Origin of the sequence: Demequina maris, from assembly GCF_000971155.1 — a bacterium.
GTDB classification, from domain to species: Bacteria; Actinomycetota; Actinomycetes; order Actinomycetales; family Demequinaceae; genus Demequina; species Demequina maris.
On record NZ_BBLX01000003.1, the window covers coordinates 307,744 to 323,920 of the forward strand.

At 69.5% G+C, this 16,177-nt stretch carries 16 protein-coding genes; 7 read left to right on the top strand and 9 right to left on the bottom strand.

Annotation, left to right across the window (positions count from 1 at the left end; genetic code table 11):
* Positions 1 to 5: 5 nt before the first annotated feature.
* The 8 genes from AOM02_RS05440 to AOM02_RS05475 form a co-directional block, all read right to left on the bottom strand.
* The gene (locus AOM02_RS05440; RefSeq protein ID WP_082104893.1) at positions 6 to 800 is read right to left on the bottom strand and encodes a DUF6390 family protein; all 795 of its coding nucleotides are present in this window, start codon (positions 798 to 800) and stop codon (positions 6 to 8) included.
* The gene (locus AOM02_RS05445; protein WP_062297432.1) at positions 797 to 1,693 is read right to left on the bottom strand and encodes an EamA family transporter; all 897 of its coding nucleotides are present in this window, start codon (positions 1,691 to 1,693) and stop codon (positions 797 to 799) included. The genes AOM02_RS05440 and AOM02_RS05445 overlap by 4 nt, the downstream gene beginning before the upstream one ends.
* A complete protein-coding gene (locus AOM02_RS05450) occupies positions 1,690 to 1,920 on the bottom strand; it encodes a HypC/HybG/HupF family hydrogenase formation chaperone (RefSeq protein ID WP_062297434.1) in 231 nt (76 codons plus the stop codon). The genes AOM02_RS05445 and AOM02_RS05450 overlap by 4 nt, the downstream gene beginning before the upstream one ends.
* Positions 1,911 to 2,408, bottom strand: a complete 498-nt coding sequence (locus AOM02_RS05455; RefSeq protein ID WP_062297435.1) for a hydrogenase maturation protease — start codon at positions 2,406 to 2,408, stop codon at positions 1,911 to 1,913. Before AOM02_RS05455 ends, AOM02_RS05450 begins: the two co-directional genes overlap by 10 nt.
* Positions 2,405 to 3,712: a Ni/Fe hydrogenase subunit alpha gene (locus AOM02_RS05460; RefSeq protein WP_062297437.1), complete on the bottom strand. Its 1,308-nt coding sequence runs from the start codon at positions 3,710 to 3,712 to the stop codon at positions 2,405 to 2,407. Before AOM02_RS05460 ends, AOM02_RS05455 begins: the two co-directional genes overlap by 4 nt.
* The gene (locus tag AOM02_RS05465; RefSeq protein WP_082104894.1) at positions 3,709 to 4,572 is read right to left on the bottom strand and encodes an NADH-quinone oxidoreductase subunit B family protein; all 864 of its coding nucleotides are present in this window, start codon (positions 4,570 to 4,572) and stop codon (positions 3,709 to 3,711) included. Before AOM02_RS05465 ends, AOM02_RS05460 begins: the two co-directional genes overlap by 4 nt.
* Positions 4,573 to 4,695: 123 nt before the next feature.
* Positions 4,696 to 5,667, bottom strand: a complete 972-nt coding sequence (locus tag AOM02_RS05470; RefSeq protein ID WP_062297439.1) for a 5'-nucleotidase — start codon at positions 5,665 to 5,667, stop codon at positions 4,696 to 4,698.
* Between the two features lie 89 nt (positions 5,668 to 5,756).
* Positions 5,757 to 6,626: an FAD/NAD(P)-binding protein gene (locus AOM02_RS05475; protein ID WP_062297442.1), complete on the bottom strand. Its 870-nt coding sequence runs from the start codon at positions 6,624 to 6,626 to the stop codon at positions 5,757 to 5,759.
* A gap of 190 nt (positions 6,627 to 6,816) precedes the next feature.
* Between AOM02_RS05475 and AOM02_RS05480 the strand changes: the two genes are divergently transcribed.
* Positions 6,817 to 8,046, top strand: a complete 1,230-nt coding sequence (locus AOM02_RS05480; RefSeq protein ID WP_169746599.1) for a sensor histidine kinase — start codon at positions 6,817 to 6,819, stop codon at positions 8,044 to 8,046.
* Positions 8,043 to 9,074, top strand: a complete 1,032-nt coding sequence (locus AOM02_RS05485) for a DUF8320 family protein (protein WP_156156094.1) — start codon at positions 8,043 to 8,045, stop codon at positions 9,072 to 9,074. Before AOM02_RS05480 ends, AOM02_RS05485 begins: the two co-directional genes overlap by 4 nt.
* 54 nt (positions 9,075 to 9,128) lie before the next feature.
* On the opposite strand, the gene AOM02_RS05490 is transcribed toward AOM02_RS05485, so the two are convergent.
* Positions 9,129 to 10,283 (bottom strand): 4Fe-4S dicluster domain-containing protein, encoded by a 1,155-nt coding sequence (locus AOM02_RS05490; protein ID WP_062297450.1) that lies wholly within the window; start codon positions 10,281 to 10,283, stop codon positions 9,129 to 9,131.
* Positions 10,284 to 10,452: 169 nt separating this feature from the next.
* Here AOM02_RS05490 and AOM02_RS05495 point away from each other — a divergent pair, with 169 nt between their 5' ends.
* The 5 genes from AOM02_RS05495 to AOM02_RS05515 all read left to right on the top strand — a co-directional run bounded on the left by AOM02_RS05495 (position 10,453) and on the right by AOM02_RS05515 (position 15,993).
* Positions 10,453 to 12,240: a DUF2075 domain-containing protein gene (locus AOM02_RS05495; protein WP_062297452.1), complete on the top strand. Its 1,788-nt coding sequence runs from the start codon at positions 10,453 to 10,455 to the stop codon at positions 12,238 to 12,240.
* Positions 12,241 to 12,243: 3 nt separating this feature from the next.
* Positions 12,244 to 12,600: a nucleotide pyrophosphohydrolase gene (locus tag AOM02_RS05500; RefSeq protein ID WP_062297455.1), complete on the top strand. Its 357-nt coding sequence runs from the start codon at positions 12,244 to 12,246 to the stop codon at positions 12,598 to 12,600.
* Positions 12,601 to 13,067: 467 nt separating this feature from the next.
* The gene (locus AOM02_RS05505) at positions 13,068 to 14,366 is read left to right on the top strand and encodes an AAA family ATPase (protein WP_062297458.1); all 1,299 of its coding nucleotides are present in this window, start codon (positions 13,068 to 13,070) and stop codon (positions 14,364 to 14,366) included.
* Positions 14,363 to 14,812 (top strand): hypothetical protein, encoded by a 450-nt coding sequence (locus tag AOM02_RS05510; protein WP_062297460.1) that lies wholly within the window; start codon positions 14,363 to 14,365, stop codon positions 14,810 to 14,812. The genes AOM02_RS05505 and AOM02_RS05510 overlap by 4 nt, the downstream gene beginning before the upstream one ends.
* Before the next feature lie 203 nt (positions 14,813 to 15,015).
* Positions 15,016 to 15,993: a zinc-binding dehydrogenase gene (locus AOM02_RS05515; protein ID WP_062297463.1), complete on the top strand. Its 978-nt coding sequence runs from the start codon at positions 15,016 to 15,018 to the stop codon at positions 15,991 to 15,993.
* The last annotated feature ends 184 nt before the right edge of the window (positions 15,994 to 16,177 follow it).

Below are 16,177 nucleotides of genomic sequence, written 5' to 3' on the forward strand. Positions count from 1 at the left end.
CCCTTTCAGGCCAGCACCACCGCGGGTGCGGGAACGGCGCAGCGGTTGACCGCCGCAAGCTCGATGAGGGTGGACGCGCGCACGCGGTCCCGGCGGACCGTGTCGAGGCGGTCGCACACCCAGTCCCAGTGCAGCGACACCCAGTCGCCCGCCTCGAACGCCCGCGCGAGGGACTGCCCCTCGCGCCGGAAGCGCGCCTTCTCGGTCGTCACCGGGCCCAGACGCAGGAACCTGCCGTCCCACTGGAGGTGCCGGCCCTCGACCACGGCGGTGTCGCCGGTCACCGACACCACCCGCCCCCAGCGGATCCGGCACCGGTCGAGCACCTCGAGCGGCGCCTCGACCTGCCCGCCGCGCATGAGCCCCACCCACGGGTAGACCCCGAACACGTGGAAACTGTGATGCGGCGTGCCGCCCGTCGCGACCCCCTCGGCCATCCGCTCGAACTCCTGGCGCGTCAGCCGGGACCGGAAGCGCGTCTCGAGAGAGTTCGCGAACGCCGTGCCGCCGCATCGTCCCAGCACGGCGCCGCCGAGCCAGTACGCCTCGACCACGACCGGGTCGAGCGGCGACCGCCCCAGGCACTCGCCGATGAGCTCGAGGTACGGCCACGCCCCCTCGAAGCCGCGCGCCACCTCCTCGAGCGCGCGGCCGGACGCGCCGGCATCGACGCGCTCGAGCAGCTCGCCGGCACGGTCGGGCCCGCAGTAGCCCAGGTCGTTGGGCGGGAAAGCGTAGCGGCCGAACAGCACCGCACCGTCGGCGGGCAACGGTGGACGATGCGAGAGCCGGGCACTCATGTGGCGGCGCGCCTCCGTGCGGGGATGAGGAAGATGAGCCCGCCCGCGGCGAGCAGCAGCAGCCAGGGCAGCTGCGCGGCCAGCGCGGCGCCATCGAGGGCGCCCGCGAGCGCCGCGGTGACGACCGCGCCGAGCACAAGCACGGCGGTGACGTCGACCGCCTGCGCCCGCGCGAGCGCCTGGTGCCACGTGAGGACATAGCCGGCGAGCAGGACGCCGGTGACGACGACCCACACCCACTGGCCGGCGGTGCTCGGGATCACGTTCCCGAGGCTTGAGGTCGCGCCTGACCAGGCGAGCAGCGCGACCGAACCGCCGACCATGCGCGTGAGCGACAGCGTCCACGGGGTCATCGACCCCAGCAGACGCTTCGACACCACGACCTCGACGGCCCACATGAGCGTGGCCGCCGCGACGAGCATCGTCCCCTGGTCCGCGACCAGGCCCACGTCCCCCGCGAGGCCCCACTGGGCGAGGAGCAGCAGGCCGATCGCCCCGAGGTGCCACCACGAGAGCCGTTCCTTGAGGGCCACGACCGCGAGCAGCGCGACCCACACGATCAGCGTCTTATGCACGAACGCGGCCTGCGTCGACGCGGTCGACGCGAGGCCCTGGAAGAAGAGCACGAACGGGATCGCGCCGCCGAAGATCGCGACGAACGCGAGACCCCACCATTGGCGAGCCCGCGCGGGGCGGGTAAGCCGCGCCCCGGCGGACCGGGCCGCGAGGAACGCCGCGAGGATCAGCATCGCCGCCATCGCGTTCTTCGCGGTCGTGTAGGCGGTCGCGTCGCCGTACGCGGCCACGCCGTTGGAGTTCACGTACACGGCGACGCCCGAGATCAGGGCGGTCGCGCCGGCGAGCGCGACGCCCTGCGAGCGTGTGGAGATCATGTCGTCGCCTCCGGTTCCGAGTCACGGATGCGCAGCGCCTCGAGCGCCTCCTTCTCCGAGATCCGCTCGAGCGCGAACCCGGATTGGACCACCACCCAGTCGCCGGGCGTGATGTCGTCGTCCGACACCGTCATCTCGAGGACCAGCTGGCGCTGGCCGTGATCCTCGACCACGGCGCGACCGTCGTGGTGCACCTCGATGACCTTGGCGATGGTTCCTAGGCACATGACTGCACTTCCTCTCTCAGCGCGATGAGCTCGGCGGCGGCCGTCGCGACCGCGGCGTCGAGGCTCTCCTGGACTTCCGGGGACATCGGGCCGAAGTCGAAGCTCTTCGCCTCGACCCCGACAACCGTCACATGGGTGGGCAACGTGCCCAGCGTGCGGGCCAGCTCGACGGCGCCGGCCAGCCCGAAGGCGTGGCTGCCGCCGCGGCCCGCGGCCATGAACGCGCTGGTAGGGAGCGGCTCCCCGCTGTCCCCCACCTCGCGGATGTGGAGCCGGCCCGGCGGATTGCCGGACGCGACCGCGTCGATGACGAGCGCCGCATCGTGCCCCGCCCACAGCTGCACCAGCTGCGTGGGGTCCTCGCGGGTGACGACGTCGACGTCGGCCATCGCGAGCTCGCCCAGGCGCGCCGCGACGGCGGCGCCCACCGCATCGTCCCCCCGGTCGGGGCTGCCGAGGCCGACCACGAGCACCCGTCCGCCGGTCATGACCGCTTCACCCGCAGGTCGAGGAAGTGGGTGGCGCACGAGATGCACGGGTCGTAGTTGCGGATGGCCTCCTCGCAGCGGTGCGTGAGCATGTGGTCGTCGAGGTCGATCCACTGCTCGGCCGCCTTGCGCAGGTCCGCCTCGATGCTGGCCTGGTTCTGCGAGGTGGGCGGCACGATCTGCGCGTCCTCGATGACGCCGTCCGCGTCGATGCGGTAGCGGTGCCAGATGAGGCCGCGCGGCGCCTCCGAGGCGCCGATGCCCTCGCCCGCGACCGGCGCGACCGGCACCGACGGCGCGTGCCCGTCCCGCCATGCGTCGACGATGCGCAGCGCCTCCTCGAACGCGTACGCGAGCTCGACGGTGCGCACGATGATCGACTTGAACGGGTTGCGGCAGGTCTCACCCAGGCCGGCCTTGAGCGCGGCCTCCTGCGTGGTGGGGCTCAGCTGGTCGAAGTTGAGGCTGTAGCGCGCGAGCGGGCCCACGAAGTAGGGCTTGCCGTCGAACGATGCGTGGAGGGCGTTCGAGTGGGCGACGTGGAACTCCTTGACGTGGTCGGCGATCTCGGTGACCGGGAAGCGCACGCCGCTGGTCGCGACGACCTCGGTGCCGCGCTCGAGCGGGTACCAGTCGGGGTGGCGCAGGGAGACGTAGTTGTAGTCCTGCTCCATGTCAGGGAAGTCGAAGGTCGCGACCAGGGCGACGGCGGCCAGCGCATCGTCCCTCCCCTGCTCCAGGGCGGGGCGGAGGCGCTGCAGCTCGGCGACCGTGGGCATCCGGTAGAAGCCTCCGACCTTGACGTTGACGGGGTGGATCGCGCGGCCGCCCACGGCGGTCATGAGGTCGTTGCCGGCCTTCTTGAGGCGCAGCGCCATCTGGACCACGTCGGCGTGGTCCTTGGCCATCTCGAGGACGGACTCGTAGCCCAGGAAGTCGGGCGCGTGGAGCATGAAGATGTGGAGCGCGTGGGACTCGATCCACTCGCCGCAGTAGAGCAGGCGGCGCATCAGCTGGATCTCCGGCGTGGTGGTGACGCCGCAGATGGTCTCCATCGCCTCGGTGGAGGCGGACTGGTAGGCGACCGGGCAGATGCCGCAGATACGTGCGGTGATGTCCGGCGGCTCGGTGAACTTGCGGCCGCGCAGGAAGCCCTCGTAGAAGCGCGGCGGCTCGAAGATGTTGAGCTGGACGGACTCGACCTTCCCGTCCTTGAACTCGATGTGCATGCCGCCCTCGCCCTCGACGCGCGCGAGCATGCCGACCTGCATCACCTGGCCGCCGTCCTTGAGCTGGTGGGTCATGACGGGCCTCCGGTGGACGATGCGGCGGCCGCCTGGTCGCTCGCGGCGGCGAACTCCGGTGAGCCGGCGTTGAAGGTGCGGTAGACGCGGACGATGTCGGCGTTGGACATCCCGAGCTCGGCGAGCTGGCGGGTCATGGCCTCGGTGTTCGCGGAGTCCTGCGGACCGAAGCAGCCGTAGCAGCCGCGGCCGTAGGACGGGCAGAGCGCGCCGCAGCCGGCCTGCGTCACGGGCCCGAGGCAGGGCGTACCGGTGGCGACGGGGACGCAGACGTTGCCCTTGAGCTTGCACTCGACGCACACCGAGTAGGTCGGGATGCGGGGCTTGCGGCCGTTGAGGAAGGCGGCGAGCACCTCGACCAGCTGGGTCTTGTCGACCGGGCAGCCGCGCAGCTCGTAGTCGACGTCGATGTGGCTCGCGATCGGCGTGGACGTGTCGAGCGTGGAGAGGTACTCGGGGTGGGCGTAGACGATCGAGCGGAACTCGTCGACGTCGGCCCAGTTGCGCAGCGCCTGGATGCCACCAGCGGTCGCGCACGCGCCGATGGTCACGACGGTGCCGGACTGCGCGCGGATCTCGTGGATGCGCTTGACGTCCTCGGGGGTGGTGATCGACCCCTCGACGAGGCTCAGGTCGTAGGGACCGGCGACGATCGCGCGGGTGGCCTCGGGGAAGTACGCGATGTGGATGGACTCGGCGATCTGCAGGAGCTCGTCCTCGCAGTTGAGGATGCTCAGCTGGCAGCCGTCGCAGGACGCGAACTTCCACACCGCGAGCTTGGGGCGGGCGTCCGGCGGGGTGGGATCGGTGGCGACCGCGGCATCGTGCGGGTGCTCATGCGTGTGGGCGTGCTCGACCATGTCAGCACCCCCTCCGACGAGCGGGCGGTGCGAGGAATCGGATGTCGTCCATGACACGCCTCCTCTAGCGACGCTAGGCCGCTATCCGAGGCGTGAAAGGGACCTTGGTCCGGGTGGGGCCTGCTACCCGGCCGGTTCCTGGGCGGGCGCGTCGGAAGGCGCCGTCTCGACGATCTCGTTGGCGACGCCGTAGGGCACGTGGACGCCCATGATGAAGTCGGTGGCGTCCTCGAGGTGGGTGGCCTGGTCGTCGAAGAAGATGTGCGGCTTCATCACCTCGAGCACCTGGGACTTCGCGACGCCCCCGAGGAAGAAGGCGTCGTTGACCTCGACGCCCCAGTCGCGCAGCGAGCGCACGGCACGCTCGTGGGCCGGGGCCGCGCGGGCGGTGACGAGGGCGATGCGGAGCCGCTCCTCGTAGGCCGGGTCGGAGTCCTTGCGAGCACGCTCGAGGGCCTGGATGCGGTTGAGGTCCTTGAGGAGCGGCTGCAGGAGGCCCGGGCGGAGGGCGTGGTCGCGGCGGTCGACCTCGTGGTCGCGGAAGGCGTCGATGCCGCCGGTCTTGAAGATGCGCTCGGAGCCGTCGTCTGCGAGGACGCCGTCGAAGTCGAAGGCGATGCGCAGGCCCGGGTCGGCGGGGTCGTACGCGGCCGCCGACGGGAGGACGTGACCCGCGGGGAAGCCCGCGGCGATCGCATCGTCCACGTCCTCGCGGTTACCCGAGAGGAAGAGCGACATCTCGAGGGCGCCGATGTACGCGTACGGCGCCTGGCCCTGCGTGAAGACGGCGCGGGTCATGGTGAGGCCGTGCGCCTCGATGGAGCGCATCACGCGCAGGCCGGTGCTGGGGTCGTTCTGCGAGAGGACGATGATCTCGACCAGGGGGTCGTCGGCGCGCAGGTCGTTGAGCGCGAGGAGGCGCTGGACGAAGGGGAAGGCGGCGCCGGGCTCGAGCGTCGCGTCGATGCGCTCGTCCTGGTAGTGCCGGTACGCGGTCTCGCCGTGCTCGCGGAAGTAGGCGTCGGACTCGGCGAGGTCGAACAGCGCGGACGAGGCGACGCCCACGACCAGGCGGTTGTCGAGTGCGTACCGCATGCGCAGCGGGTCTCCTTCGCGTCGGGGGCAGGTCTTCGACCCTATCCGCCGCGACGGACAGCGGTCACTCCCCTGCGCTTCGGGCGCGCTCAGAGCTCCCGGACGTTCATGAGCGGCTCGAGGCGCGCGAAGTCGAGCACGGGCCCGTCGAGGCAGACGAACAGTTCGCGCAGCTGGCAGTGGCCGCACAGGCCGACGCCGCACTTCATGCTGCGCTCCATCGACAGGCGGACCTTGGGCTTGGGGACACCGCGGGCGTTGAGCGCGCTTGCCGCGGACCGCATCATGACCTCGGGCCCGCACACGAAGGCGAAGGCGTTGCGGGGGTCGAATCCGGCCCGTGCCACCAGCTCCGTCACGAAGCCGACCTTGCCCTTGTATCCGTAGGGCGCGTTGTCGACCGTCATCTGCAGGTTGACGCCGTTGAGGTCGGCCCACCGGTGCATCTCGTGGCCGTAGAGGATGTCGTCGGGCGTCCTGGAGCCGTACAGCAGGAGCACCTTGCCGTAGGCGTCGCGGTGGCGGAGGACGTCGAGGATGGCGGGGCGCAGCGGGGCCAGGCCGATGCCGCCGGTGACGAAGACGACGTCGTGGCCCGCCGCATCGTCCACATCCCAGGACGTGCCGAAGGGGCCGCGCACGCCGATCTCGGTGCCGGGCGCGGCCTCGACGAGGGCGCGGGTGACGGCGCCGACGTTGCGGATGGTGTGCTCAAGCGGTGCCGGGTGGGCGGGGTCGCCCGAGATGGAGATGGGCACCTCGCCGACGCCGAACGCGTGGAGCATGGTGAACTGGCCGGCCCTGAAGGTGAGCGGCGCGGTGCCGTCGGCGGGGTCGAGCAGGAGCGTGAAGGTGTCGCGGGTGTCCTGGCGCACGTGGGTGATGACGTAGCGGCGCGGGACCATGGGGTCCGCGGGCTGCGGGCCGGGCGACGATGCGCGGGTTGCGGTGGTGGTCATGAGACGCCTCCTCTAGCGACGCTAGGACGCTGTGGGCGAGGCGGAAGGGACCTTGGTCCAGGTGGGGCGGCCCATCGCCCGCCGCGACAATGCGCTCTCCCCCGCGCGAAACCGCCGCTTTGCAGGCATCATGGGCGGAGGGCGGCGCGCGCGACATCACCCCGGATCCCGTGCGCGCCGGCGGGAGGACATGCATGGAGCCGAGCGGGCACGGCCGATGACGGCCGCGGAGACGCGAGGTCCGCGCAGCGCGCTCGAGCGCATGCAGCGCACCACGTACTTCGCCACCGGCCTCGCGACCGCGCTGTTCGCCGCGCTGCTCGCGCGCGGCGCGAACGGCTTCCTCAACCAGATGGACCAGCTGCACGCGCCGTTCGGCGCGTTCACCGTGCTGGTCGGCATCGCGATCCCCGCGAGCTACTCCCTCATCGCCTTCCTCGTGAGCATCCGCGTCCTGCGCGCGCTGGTGACGGTCTCGGCCGTCGGCTTCGTGCTGTCCCAGCTGCTGTGGGTGCCGATGATGACGTCCGACGTGCTCGCCGACGGCGCCGCGCCCTGGCTGCAGGGCTTCGGGGCGATCCACGCGACGCTGCTCGCGGTGGCGTGGAACCGGCCGTGGGTGTGGCTGTACCCGATCGCGCAGGGTCCGCTCGTCGCCGTCGTCGAGTACCTCGCGAGCGGCGGCGACCTCGAGCAGTCGGCGCTCGACGGCGTCGGCGCGCTGGTGACGTCCCTGATCCTCACGGGCGCCGGTGCCGGCGTGGTCACGGCGGCGGCCCGGCAGGACGAGGAGGCGGAGCGCGCCCGCGCGGACGCGGCGCTCGAGGCCTCGGCCCGCACCGGCGAGCGGGAGCAGGCCCGCATCAACGCGCTGGTGCACGACGAGATCATCTCCGTGCTGCTCGCCGCCGTGCGCACCCCCACTCCTGCGGCGGTGCCCGAGCGGGCCCAGCGGGCGCTGGGCTCGATCGCGGCGATCCGCGAGGCGAGGACCGGCGAGTCGGAGTACCCGCCGGAGCAGCTGGTGGCCGCGCTGCGCGCGACGGCGGCCGACATCAGCGAGGACATCTTCGTGAGCTCGAGCATCACGGCGTCCGACAGGATCCCCGCCTCGGTGGTGACCGCGATGGCGGAGGCCGCCGGCGAGGCGCTGCGCAACAGCGTGATCCACGGCGACGTCGACGGCCGCGACGTGACGCGGGTGCTGACGGTCGGCGTCGCCGACGGCGAGGTCCGCGTGACGGTGCGGGACGACGGCCGCGGCTTCGCCCCGCGCGCCGTCTCGGCGCGGCGGCTCGGGCTGCAGGTGAGCATCCGCGGGCGCATGGAGGCGCTCGCGGGCGGCGGCTCGCGCGTGGCGTCGGCGCCGGGCCAGGGCACCACCGTCGAGCTGTGGTGGCGCGCGGAGGCGGCCCGATGACCGCGGCGGCGACCGCGGCCGAGGAGCGCGGCACCGACATCAGCGAGCTGCTGGGGCTTCACACCCGTGGCGCGCAGTTGATCCTCGCGGTCTACGTCGTCTCCAACGTCATGTTCGTCACCGCTACCGCCAACCGGCTCGACCACGTGTGGCCGGCGTACCTCGCGGTCGCGCTCGTCACGGTGGGCGGCTTCGTCGTGACGCGCCCGCACCCCGACCCGTTCCCGCGCGTCCTCACGTTCGCCGTGCTCGGCATCGTCGTCGCGTCGAGCGCCCTGGTGCTCTACGCGCTGCCCGACAGCGGCGCGCTCGGCCGCGCGACCTGGTACCTGGGCGCGAACACGTGGCTGCTCTGGTTCCTCATCCTGCGCCGCCGCATCCTGCTCGCCTGGGCGGGTGGGATCGCGATGCTCGTGGAGACGATCGTCTGGGCCCAGTACGCGGGCCGGGGCGCCCTCGACGGTCTGGTGCTGGCGAGCCCGCAGGTGCTGCTGCTCGCGATCGCGACGCTGTTCGGCGGGGCGCTGCGGAGGGCGACGTGGCGCATCAACGCACTAGCCCGACGGTCGGTGGACGCGGCGGCCGCCGCCGGCGCGGTCGCGGCGGCGCGGGAGGTCCAGGACCAGCGCGCCGACGAGCTCGCCGAGGTCGTCGTGCCCGTCCTCACCGTGCTCGCCACCGGGGAACCGCTGGACGATGCGACGCGCGCCGAGATCATGCGCGTCGAGGCCCAGTTGCGCGACTCGGTACGCGGCCACGGGTTGGCGCTGCCGCCGATCGTCGCCGCCGCGACGCGGGCCCGCTCGCGCGGGGTGAATGTCACGCTGCTCGACGACCTGGGCGTGCCGCTGTCCCCTGGCGAGACCGATGCGGTGGTGCGGGCGGTCGAAGACGCGCTCGACGCCGCGGCCGATGGCACGGTGACCGCACGGCTGCTGCCGCCCGGCCGCGAGGAGCTCCTCACCGTCGTGTCGCTGGGCGCGACGGACGTCAGCCGCGTGGCGCTGCCCCGGGGCGCCGCGGCGTAGGTGCGTCGCGCATCGTCCCGTAGTTGTGGCGGGACGATGCGCGGGTGGCGTCGTCTACGCGGGCGCCGGGCCGGCGGCGGTCGCCATCCTTCCCAGGGCGGCTGCTTCTTCCGTGATGTCGATGCCGACGGGGCACCAGGCGATGCAGCGGCCGCAGCCGACGCAGCCGAGCATCCCGAACTGGTCCTCCCAACTGGACAGCTTGTGGGTGATCCATTGGCGGTAGCGGGCCTTGACGTCGCCGCGGAGGGGGCCGCCGTGGATGTAGCTGAAGTTCTCGGAGAAGCAGGAGTCCCAGACGCGGTGGCGCTCGGCGTTGTCGCCGGCGAGGTCGCTGGTGTCCTGGATGGTGGTGCAGAAGCAGGTGGGGCACACGAGGGTGCAGTTGGTGCAGGCGAGGCAACGGGAGGCGACGTCGTCCCAGCGCGGGGACTCGGCAGAGGCCTGGAGGACGTCGTGGATGGCGTCGGTGTTGATGCTTCTTGTCTGGCAGGCGGCGGCTGCGTCGGTAACGGCGATCGCCTCCTGCTGTGCCTCTTCGTTGGCTGGGGCGGTCTCGATCGCGTCGGCCACGTCCCTGCCGGCCTCGGTGCCGACCTCCAGGACGAAGCGGTGCTCCGGCTCCATGACCTCGGTGAGGAGGAGGTCGTAGGCGGGCTCTCCTGTTTGTGGGTTGGTCGCGGCGGGGCGTGGGCCGGTGCCCATCGAGGCGCAGAAGCAGGTGGCGGCGGGCTCGCCGCAGGCGACGGCGACGGTGAAGGTGCCGTCGCGGCGGGCGATGTAGTGGGCGTCGTGGAAGGGTCGGTCGGCGAGGACGGCGTCGTGGATCTGGACGGCGCGGAGGTCGCAGCTTCTGACGCCTAGCAGTGCGACGGGTTGCTGTTCCGGACTGTCGCGCTCGACGGTGAAGTGGCCCTCCTCGCGGCGGCCGCGCCAGACGACCTCCTCGGCCGGGAAGAACACAGGCTTGGTGGACTGGGCGGGGTCGGCGAAACCGAAGTAGGCGTCGTCGTCGCGTTTCCGGAGCCTGTACTTGCCTGCTTCCTGCGTGTCGCCGACGCCCTGCGGCAGGTCCGAAGCCGCGCAGAGGTCACCGGTGACGATCGCATCGCCCCGGACGGTCGGCCCGACGACGCGGTAGCCGCGTTGGCGCAACTCTGCGATCAGTGCGTCGAGGCCCTGGGGCTCGAGGATTCGGATGTCGTCCATGACACGCCTCCTCTTGCGACGTTAGGCGCGTCAGGTGGTGGCGCGAGGGACTTTGGTCCTCCGCCAGGACGATGCAGGGGCCTCGCGGGCAGGCCTCGCTGCCTCCCCGGTTGCCCCGCCACAGCCGCAAAGCACCTGGGACAGGCGCTACAACCCATAGATTGAGTTCATGGATCCCGCGAAGCAGGTGGCCTCGTCGCGCGCCGGCACCCGCATCGAACGCCTCGACTTCACGCGACGCTCGGTCGACGCGTGGACCGATCCCCAGGGGCGCCACCGAAACTGGCCCGTCGTCTACACGCTCAACAACGACCGCCACGTCTACGTCGGCGAGTCCCTGAATGCTGTGTCACGGATGCGTCAGCACCTGGACGCGAAGGAGAAGCAGGGGCTGCGCTCGGTGCGGATCGTCGTGGATGACACCTTCAACAAGTCGGTGTGCCTCGACCTCGAGTCGTTTCTCATCCGGATGTTCTCGGGCGACGGTCGTTTCCAGGTGCTCAATCGAAACGACGGCGTCACGAATGCCGAGTACTTCGACCGCCACGCCTATCAGGACGTGTTCACCGACATCTTCGACCAGCTGCGCGCGAGCGGGCTTTTCGAGAAGCGCCTCCCCGAGATCGTCAACAGCGACCTGTTCAAACTCTCGCCGTTCAAAGCCCTCAACAAGGACCAAGAGATCGTCGTCGAGGACATCATTCAGGGCCTGCTCGCAGATCGGGCGGCGGGCAAGGACAGTACCGCGGTGGTCGAGGGCGGCCCCGGGACCGGCAAGACAATCGTCGCGATCTACCTGATCAAGCTCTTGGTCGACATTCAGAACGGCAACGACCACGACAATCCCGACGCCGAATCAGTGTTCTCTGAATTCTTCGAGCATGACCGCCGAGCGCTGCTAGAAGGGGCTCGGATTGGCCTGGTCGTTCCTCAGCAGTCGCTTCGCGCATCGATCAAGAAGGTGTTCGCCCGCACACCCGGACTGCACAAGTCGATGGTGCTGACGCCGTACGACGTCGCGAACTCGGATGCCGACTTCGATCTTCTCGTTGTCGACGAGACCCACAGGCTCACGCAGTACGGCGCGCAGGCGATGGGGACATTGACGAAGGCGTACCGCGAGACGAGCCAACGTCTCGCCGCGCCGGGCGAGGACTGGCAGAACCTCACTCAGATCGACTGGATCGTGCGCCGTAGTCGCCACCAGGTCTTCCTGCTAGACGAGGGCCAGGGCGTGCGCCCCATCGACGTGCCAGCGTCGGCGCTTCGCGGCCTGCGCGGAGCCGCAGAAGATCGCAGGTACCCGTTGATGACCCAGATGCGCGTCAAAGCCGGCGACGACTACATCGGATACGTGCGAGAGATGTTGAGCGACTACGCACCTGAAGCGCCGCGAACCTTCGAAGGCTACGACCTCCGATTCTTCGACGACCTCGGGAGCATGCGGGACGCGATCCTTTCGCGCAATCGCGAGCACGGCCTCGCACGGCTCGCCGCGGGCTACGCCTGGCCGTGGAATTCGAAAGGCAGCAAGGCGGACGACGAGATCTTCGACATGGAGATCGACGGAATCCGGCTCTGCTGGAATCGTGAAGCCACCGACTGGATCAACAGCCGCACCTCAGTGGAAGAAGTCGGCTCCATCCATACTGTGCAGGGCTACGACCTCAACTACGTCGGCGTCGTTATCGGCCGCGACATGTACTTCGACGTCAAGTCCCAACGGATCCGATTCGATCGCGCGCACTACTTCGACAAGAAGGGTCGCGCGAACAACAACCTGCGCGGTCTTTCATATTCGGACGACGACATCCTCGGCATGGTGAAGAACATCTACTCCGTGCTGCTCACCCGCGGCATGCTCGGCACCTACGTGTACGTCTGCGACGAGGCACTTCGTGAGCACCTGCGGCCCTTCTTCTCCGCTGGCACGGCTGCGCGAGCCCGTAGGGTCTGACACATGGCGAATGACGATTCCCTACGAGCCTTGACCGCCGAGCTCCGAGAGTTCGCCCGAGAGCGAGATTGGGAGCAATTCCACGACCCGAAGTCGCTTGTGCTGGCCTTGGTAGGCGAGGTCGGAGAGCTCGCGGAGTTGTTCCAGTGGGTGCCTGCATCCGAGGCGGCGGAACATTTCAGGGACCCCGAGCGGCAACAGCGCGTTGGCGAGGAGTTGAGCGATGTGCTCACCTACCTGCTGCGCCTCAGCGACGTGCTTGGCGTGGATCTGGCGAGCGCCGCGAACGCGAAGCTCGACCATTCTCGCGAGAGATTCCGACCGGAGGACTTCCACGGAACGGCTCCATTGAAGGAGTGAGTTCCGCCGCGGTGCACATGGGCACTCGGTTGGCAGTGGCTCGTCAATGTACCCACCGGCGCTGGCGGCTCTGAGGGGTGTCGCGCCGCGCTGAGGTGCTGCGCGCGTCACCCCACGCCACCGCCTCGCCCGAAAGGCATCCATGGCGTGGCATCGACCTGAGACCTCCAGCATCGCGGCTCCACGCGCCCCGTCAACTCGCTTGCTGGTGCTGTGATGGGGAAGGTGCTCCCGCACCAGCGCGGGCCAAGCCCGCGCGTCGGTGCGGGTGGACCGGGCGCGCTCCACCGCAGAGCCCTCCGGTATCGGATCGAAGCCGGAGCATGGCGCGAGTCCCGTGGGCAGGCGGGACAGCGCCGTAGGAGGCTAGGTCGAGCCCCCGAGTTATGTTGCTAGTTCAAGTTAAGTGAGTGCTGGTTCCGCTACCGTTGGGCGACACCAACCACAGTTTGGGGAGCGAATTCGCGATGGCCGCTGATCAGGTCTGGAAGTCCGTCCAGCTCAAGAACTTCCGCGCCTTCGAAGACACCGGGAGCATCGAGTACGCGCCGATCACGTTGCTGTTCGGACGAAACAGTTCCGGCAAGACGTCGATTCTTCGCGCGCCGCTTCTTCTCAAGCAGTTCATCGAGCAGCCGCCCGGCACCGAGCCCGGATTCTCGGGAAGCGCGGTGGACTTCGGGTCCTTCGCCGAGACCGTACACGCAGGCGACCGCTCCCGTGATATCGGCATTGCCGCCGAACTGGACATCCAGGACATAGGCATCGGCGTTCCCGAGGACCTGAACGATGCCTTTGGTCTCGATCGCAAGACACGCCTCGGACAGTTTGCACTGGATATGGCGCTCCACTGGAACATGCGCAACTCGCGAACCGTGATCTCGGAAATGAACTTTCGCGCCGACCCGCGAGCTGAAGCCGCGGTGGCATTGACGCGTACCGGGCTCGACCGTCACAGCATCGCCATTGGGGGCGGCCGGGCCCGCAAAGTCAACGGCGAACTGCTCCCACAGACCTTGCGGTTCTCGGGCCTGCGGCGCAGTGGGGACCAACTTGACCGACAGTGGGACTACGCGATGTTCTCGTTGGGCATCGCGCTTGAGCTCGCAGTCACGCGACTGGTGCACGTTGGGCCCCTACGGGACCAACCGTCTCGCGCGTATCGCACCGACCAGGTGGGCGTGGCAGGCGCGCGCGACACCATCGACGTCCTCCGGGGCGGTGGCAAGGCGGCGAGGGACGTCGTGTCCGCGCTGAAGCTCTTGAAGATGGCCGACGGCATCAAGATCGACAAGCTCGCCCCGGGGTACTCCGCAATCTTGCTGAAGGAAGTCCGCACGGGGCGGATGGAGAACCTCGCGGACGTTGGGTTTGGGGTTTCGCAGGTGCTGCCCATCATCACTACGTTGGTGACCACAGAGCCCGGCTCGACCGTGCTCGTGGAGCAGCCTGAACTCCACCTCCACCCTGAGGCGCAGGGGAACTTCGCCGACGTCCTCTTGGACCTCGCGCGGTCGCGCAATATAGGCCTGGTGATCGAAACTCACAGCGAACACTTCCTGCTTCGGCTGCAGCGCAGGGTCGCAGACGCCACGATCGACCCCGAGTACCTCACGACGTACTTCGTCGATGCCGGAAGTGTGCGCCGAGCGAATATCGACCGCCGTGGACGCCTCGACCGGTCAGCGGTTCCCGACGGGTTCTTCGAGGAGGACTGGCAGGACCTGCTGAAGCTCACCGCCGAGGCTGCAAAGGTCGCGGAGTGACGTTCGACGGCTTCGCGATTGACGTCGGCTGGCTTATCGAGCAGGACGACGCGGACATGTTAACCATCCACAGCATTCTCAGCGCCGTTGCCGCGATGTGCGAAGACGAGGCAAATCTGTTGGTGGACGTCGAAGGCCATATTCTCGGCGAGTACGAACGCTACTTGGGCCCACACACGATTGGCCGCAAGATCCTGACACACTTGATGTCAGCGCATCGCATTGGTTTCCACAGCGGACGCCTCAACGCAGCGTGCGAAGCCTGTCTCGACAGTGACGGATTCGACCCGTCAGACCGTGCATACGTGGGCGTTGCTGCACGGGTCGGTGGAGCGTACGTCACCCACGAGGCCAAGCACCTTGATCCCTCGCGAGTCGCTCTCGTACGTGAACGATGCGGAGTTCACGTCATCGGCTCGGAAGGATTCCTTCCGCCTGCTCAGTGAGTTGAGCGTGCCGCCCCGATCGTGGGTGTATTAACGAGTTGCTCCCTTTGGAGAATCGCTGCGCACCCGGCGCGGTGAGTTATTGGCGCTTAGGCGCGAAATAACGCCGAGGCCCCTCGCGTTGCCACTTTCGGCACCGCACGCGCGCCTCCCACCACTAGCGAGAGAGCGCCGCGCCTCACTCCCACAAGGAAGGCCCCCTCATGAAGGCACTGATCCACCACGCGTTCGGCAATCCGGCCGAGATCCTCACCGTCGAGGACGTCCCCACCCCGGAGCCAGGCCCGGGCGAGGCACGCGTCCGCCTCATCGTCTCCCCCATCCACAACCACGACCTGTGGACCGTGACCGGCAACTACGGCTTCAAGCCCGAGATGCCCGCCCGCTCCGGCACCGAGGCCGTCGGCATCGTCGAGGCCGTCGGCGAGGGCGTCGAGAACCTCCAGCCGGGTACGCGCGTCGCCACGGGCGGCACGTTCGGCGTGTGGGCCGAGCAGTTCGTCGCCAAGGACGCCGCCCTCATCCCCGTGCCGGACGGCATCCCCGACGACGTCGCCGCCCAGCTGGTCGCCATGCCGTTCTCCGCCATCAGCCTGCTCGACTCGCTCGACCTCGCCGAGGGCGACTGGATGATCCAGAACGCCGCCAACGGCGCCGTCGGCCGCCTCGTCGCGCAGCTGGCCGCCGCCCGCGGCATCAACGTGGTCGGTCTGGTCCGCCGCACCGACGGCATCGGCGAGCTCGAGGCCCAGGGCATCGGGCGCATCGTCGCCACCGACACCGACGGCTGGCAGGAGCGCGTCCTCGAGACCACCGGCGGCGCGCCGCTCAAGGTCGGCGTCGAGTCGGTCGGCGGCCCGGCGGCCGGCGACGTGATGTCGCAGCTCGCCGAGAACGGCACGCTCGTGGTGTTCGGCGCGATGGCGTCGCCGACCATGGAGATCGGCTCAGGCGACGTCATCTTCAAGCAGGCCACCATCCGCGGCTTCTGGGGCTCGAAGGTCAGCGCCGCCATGCCCGCCGAGGACCGCGGCCGGCTGATGCGCGAGCTGTTCGCCCGCCTGTCCGACGGCACCATCACCCTGCCCGTCGAAGCGACCTTCTCCTTCGACCAGATCGCGGACGCCGTGCGCGCCCACTTCACCCCGGGACGCTCCGGGAAGGTCATGCTCAAGCCCTGACGAAGGGACGATGCGGCGGCCGGGTTCACCCCCGGCCGCCGCCTTGTCATACACCAGCGCGGCAGCGCGCGGCGGGTCGGTGTGCAACATCCCACACGGTGTGTTCATCCATTGAAATACCTGACAAACCCTCACTAAGGTCGCGAATACTGCGAGTGGGACAAACCCGGTGTCCCGCTCACAA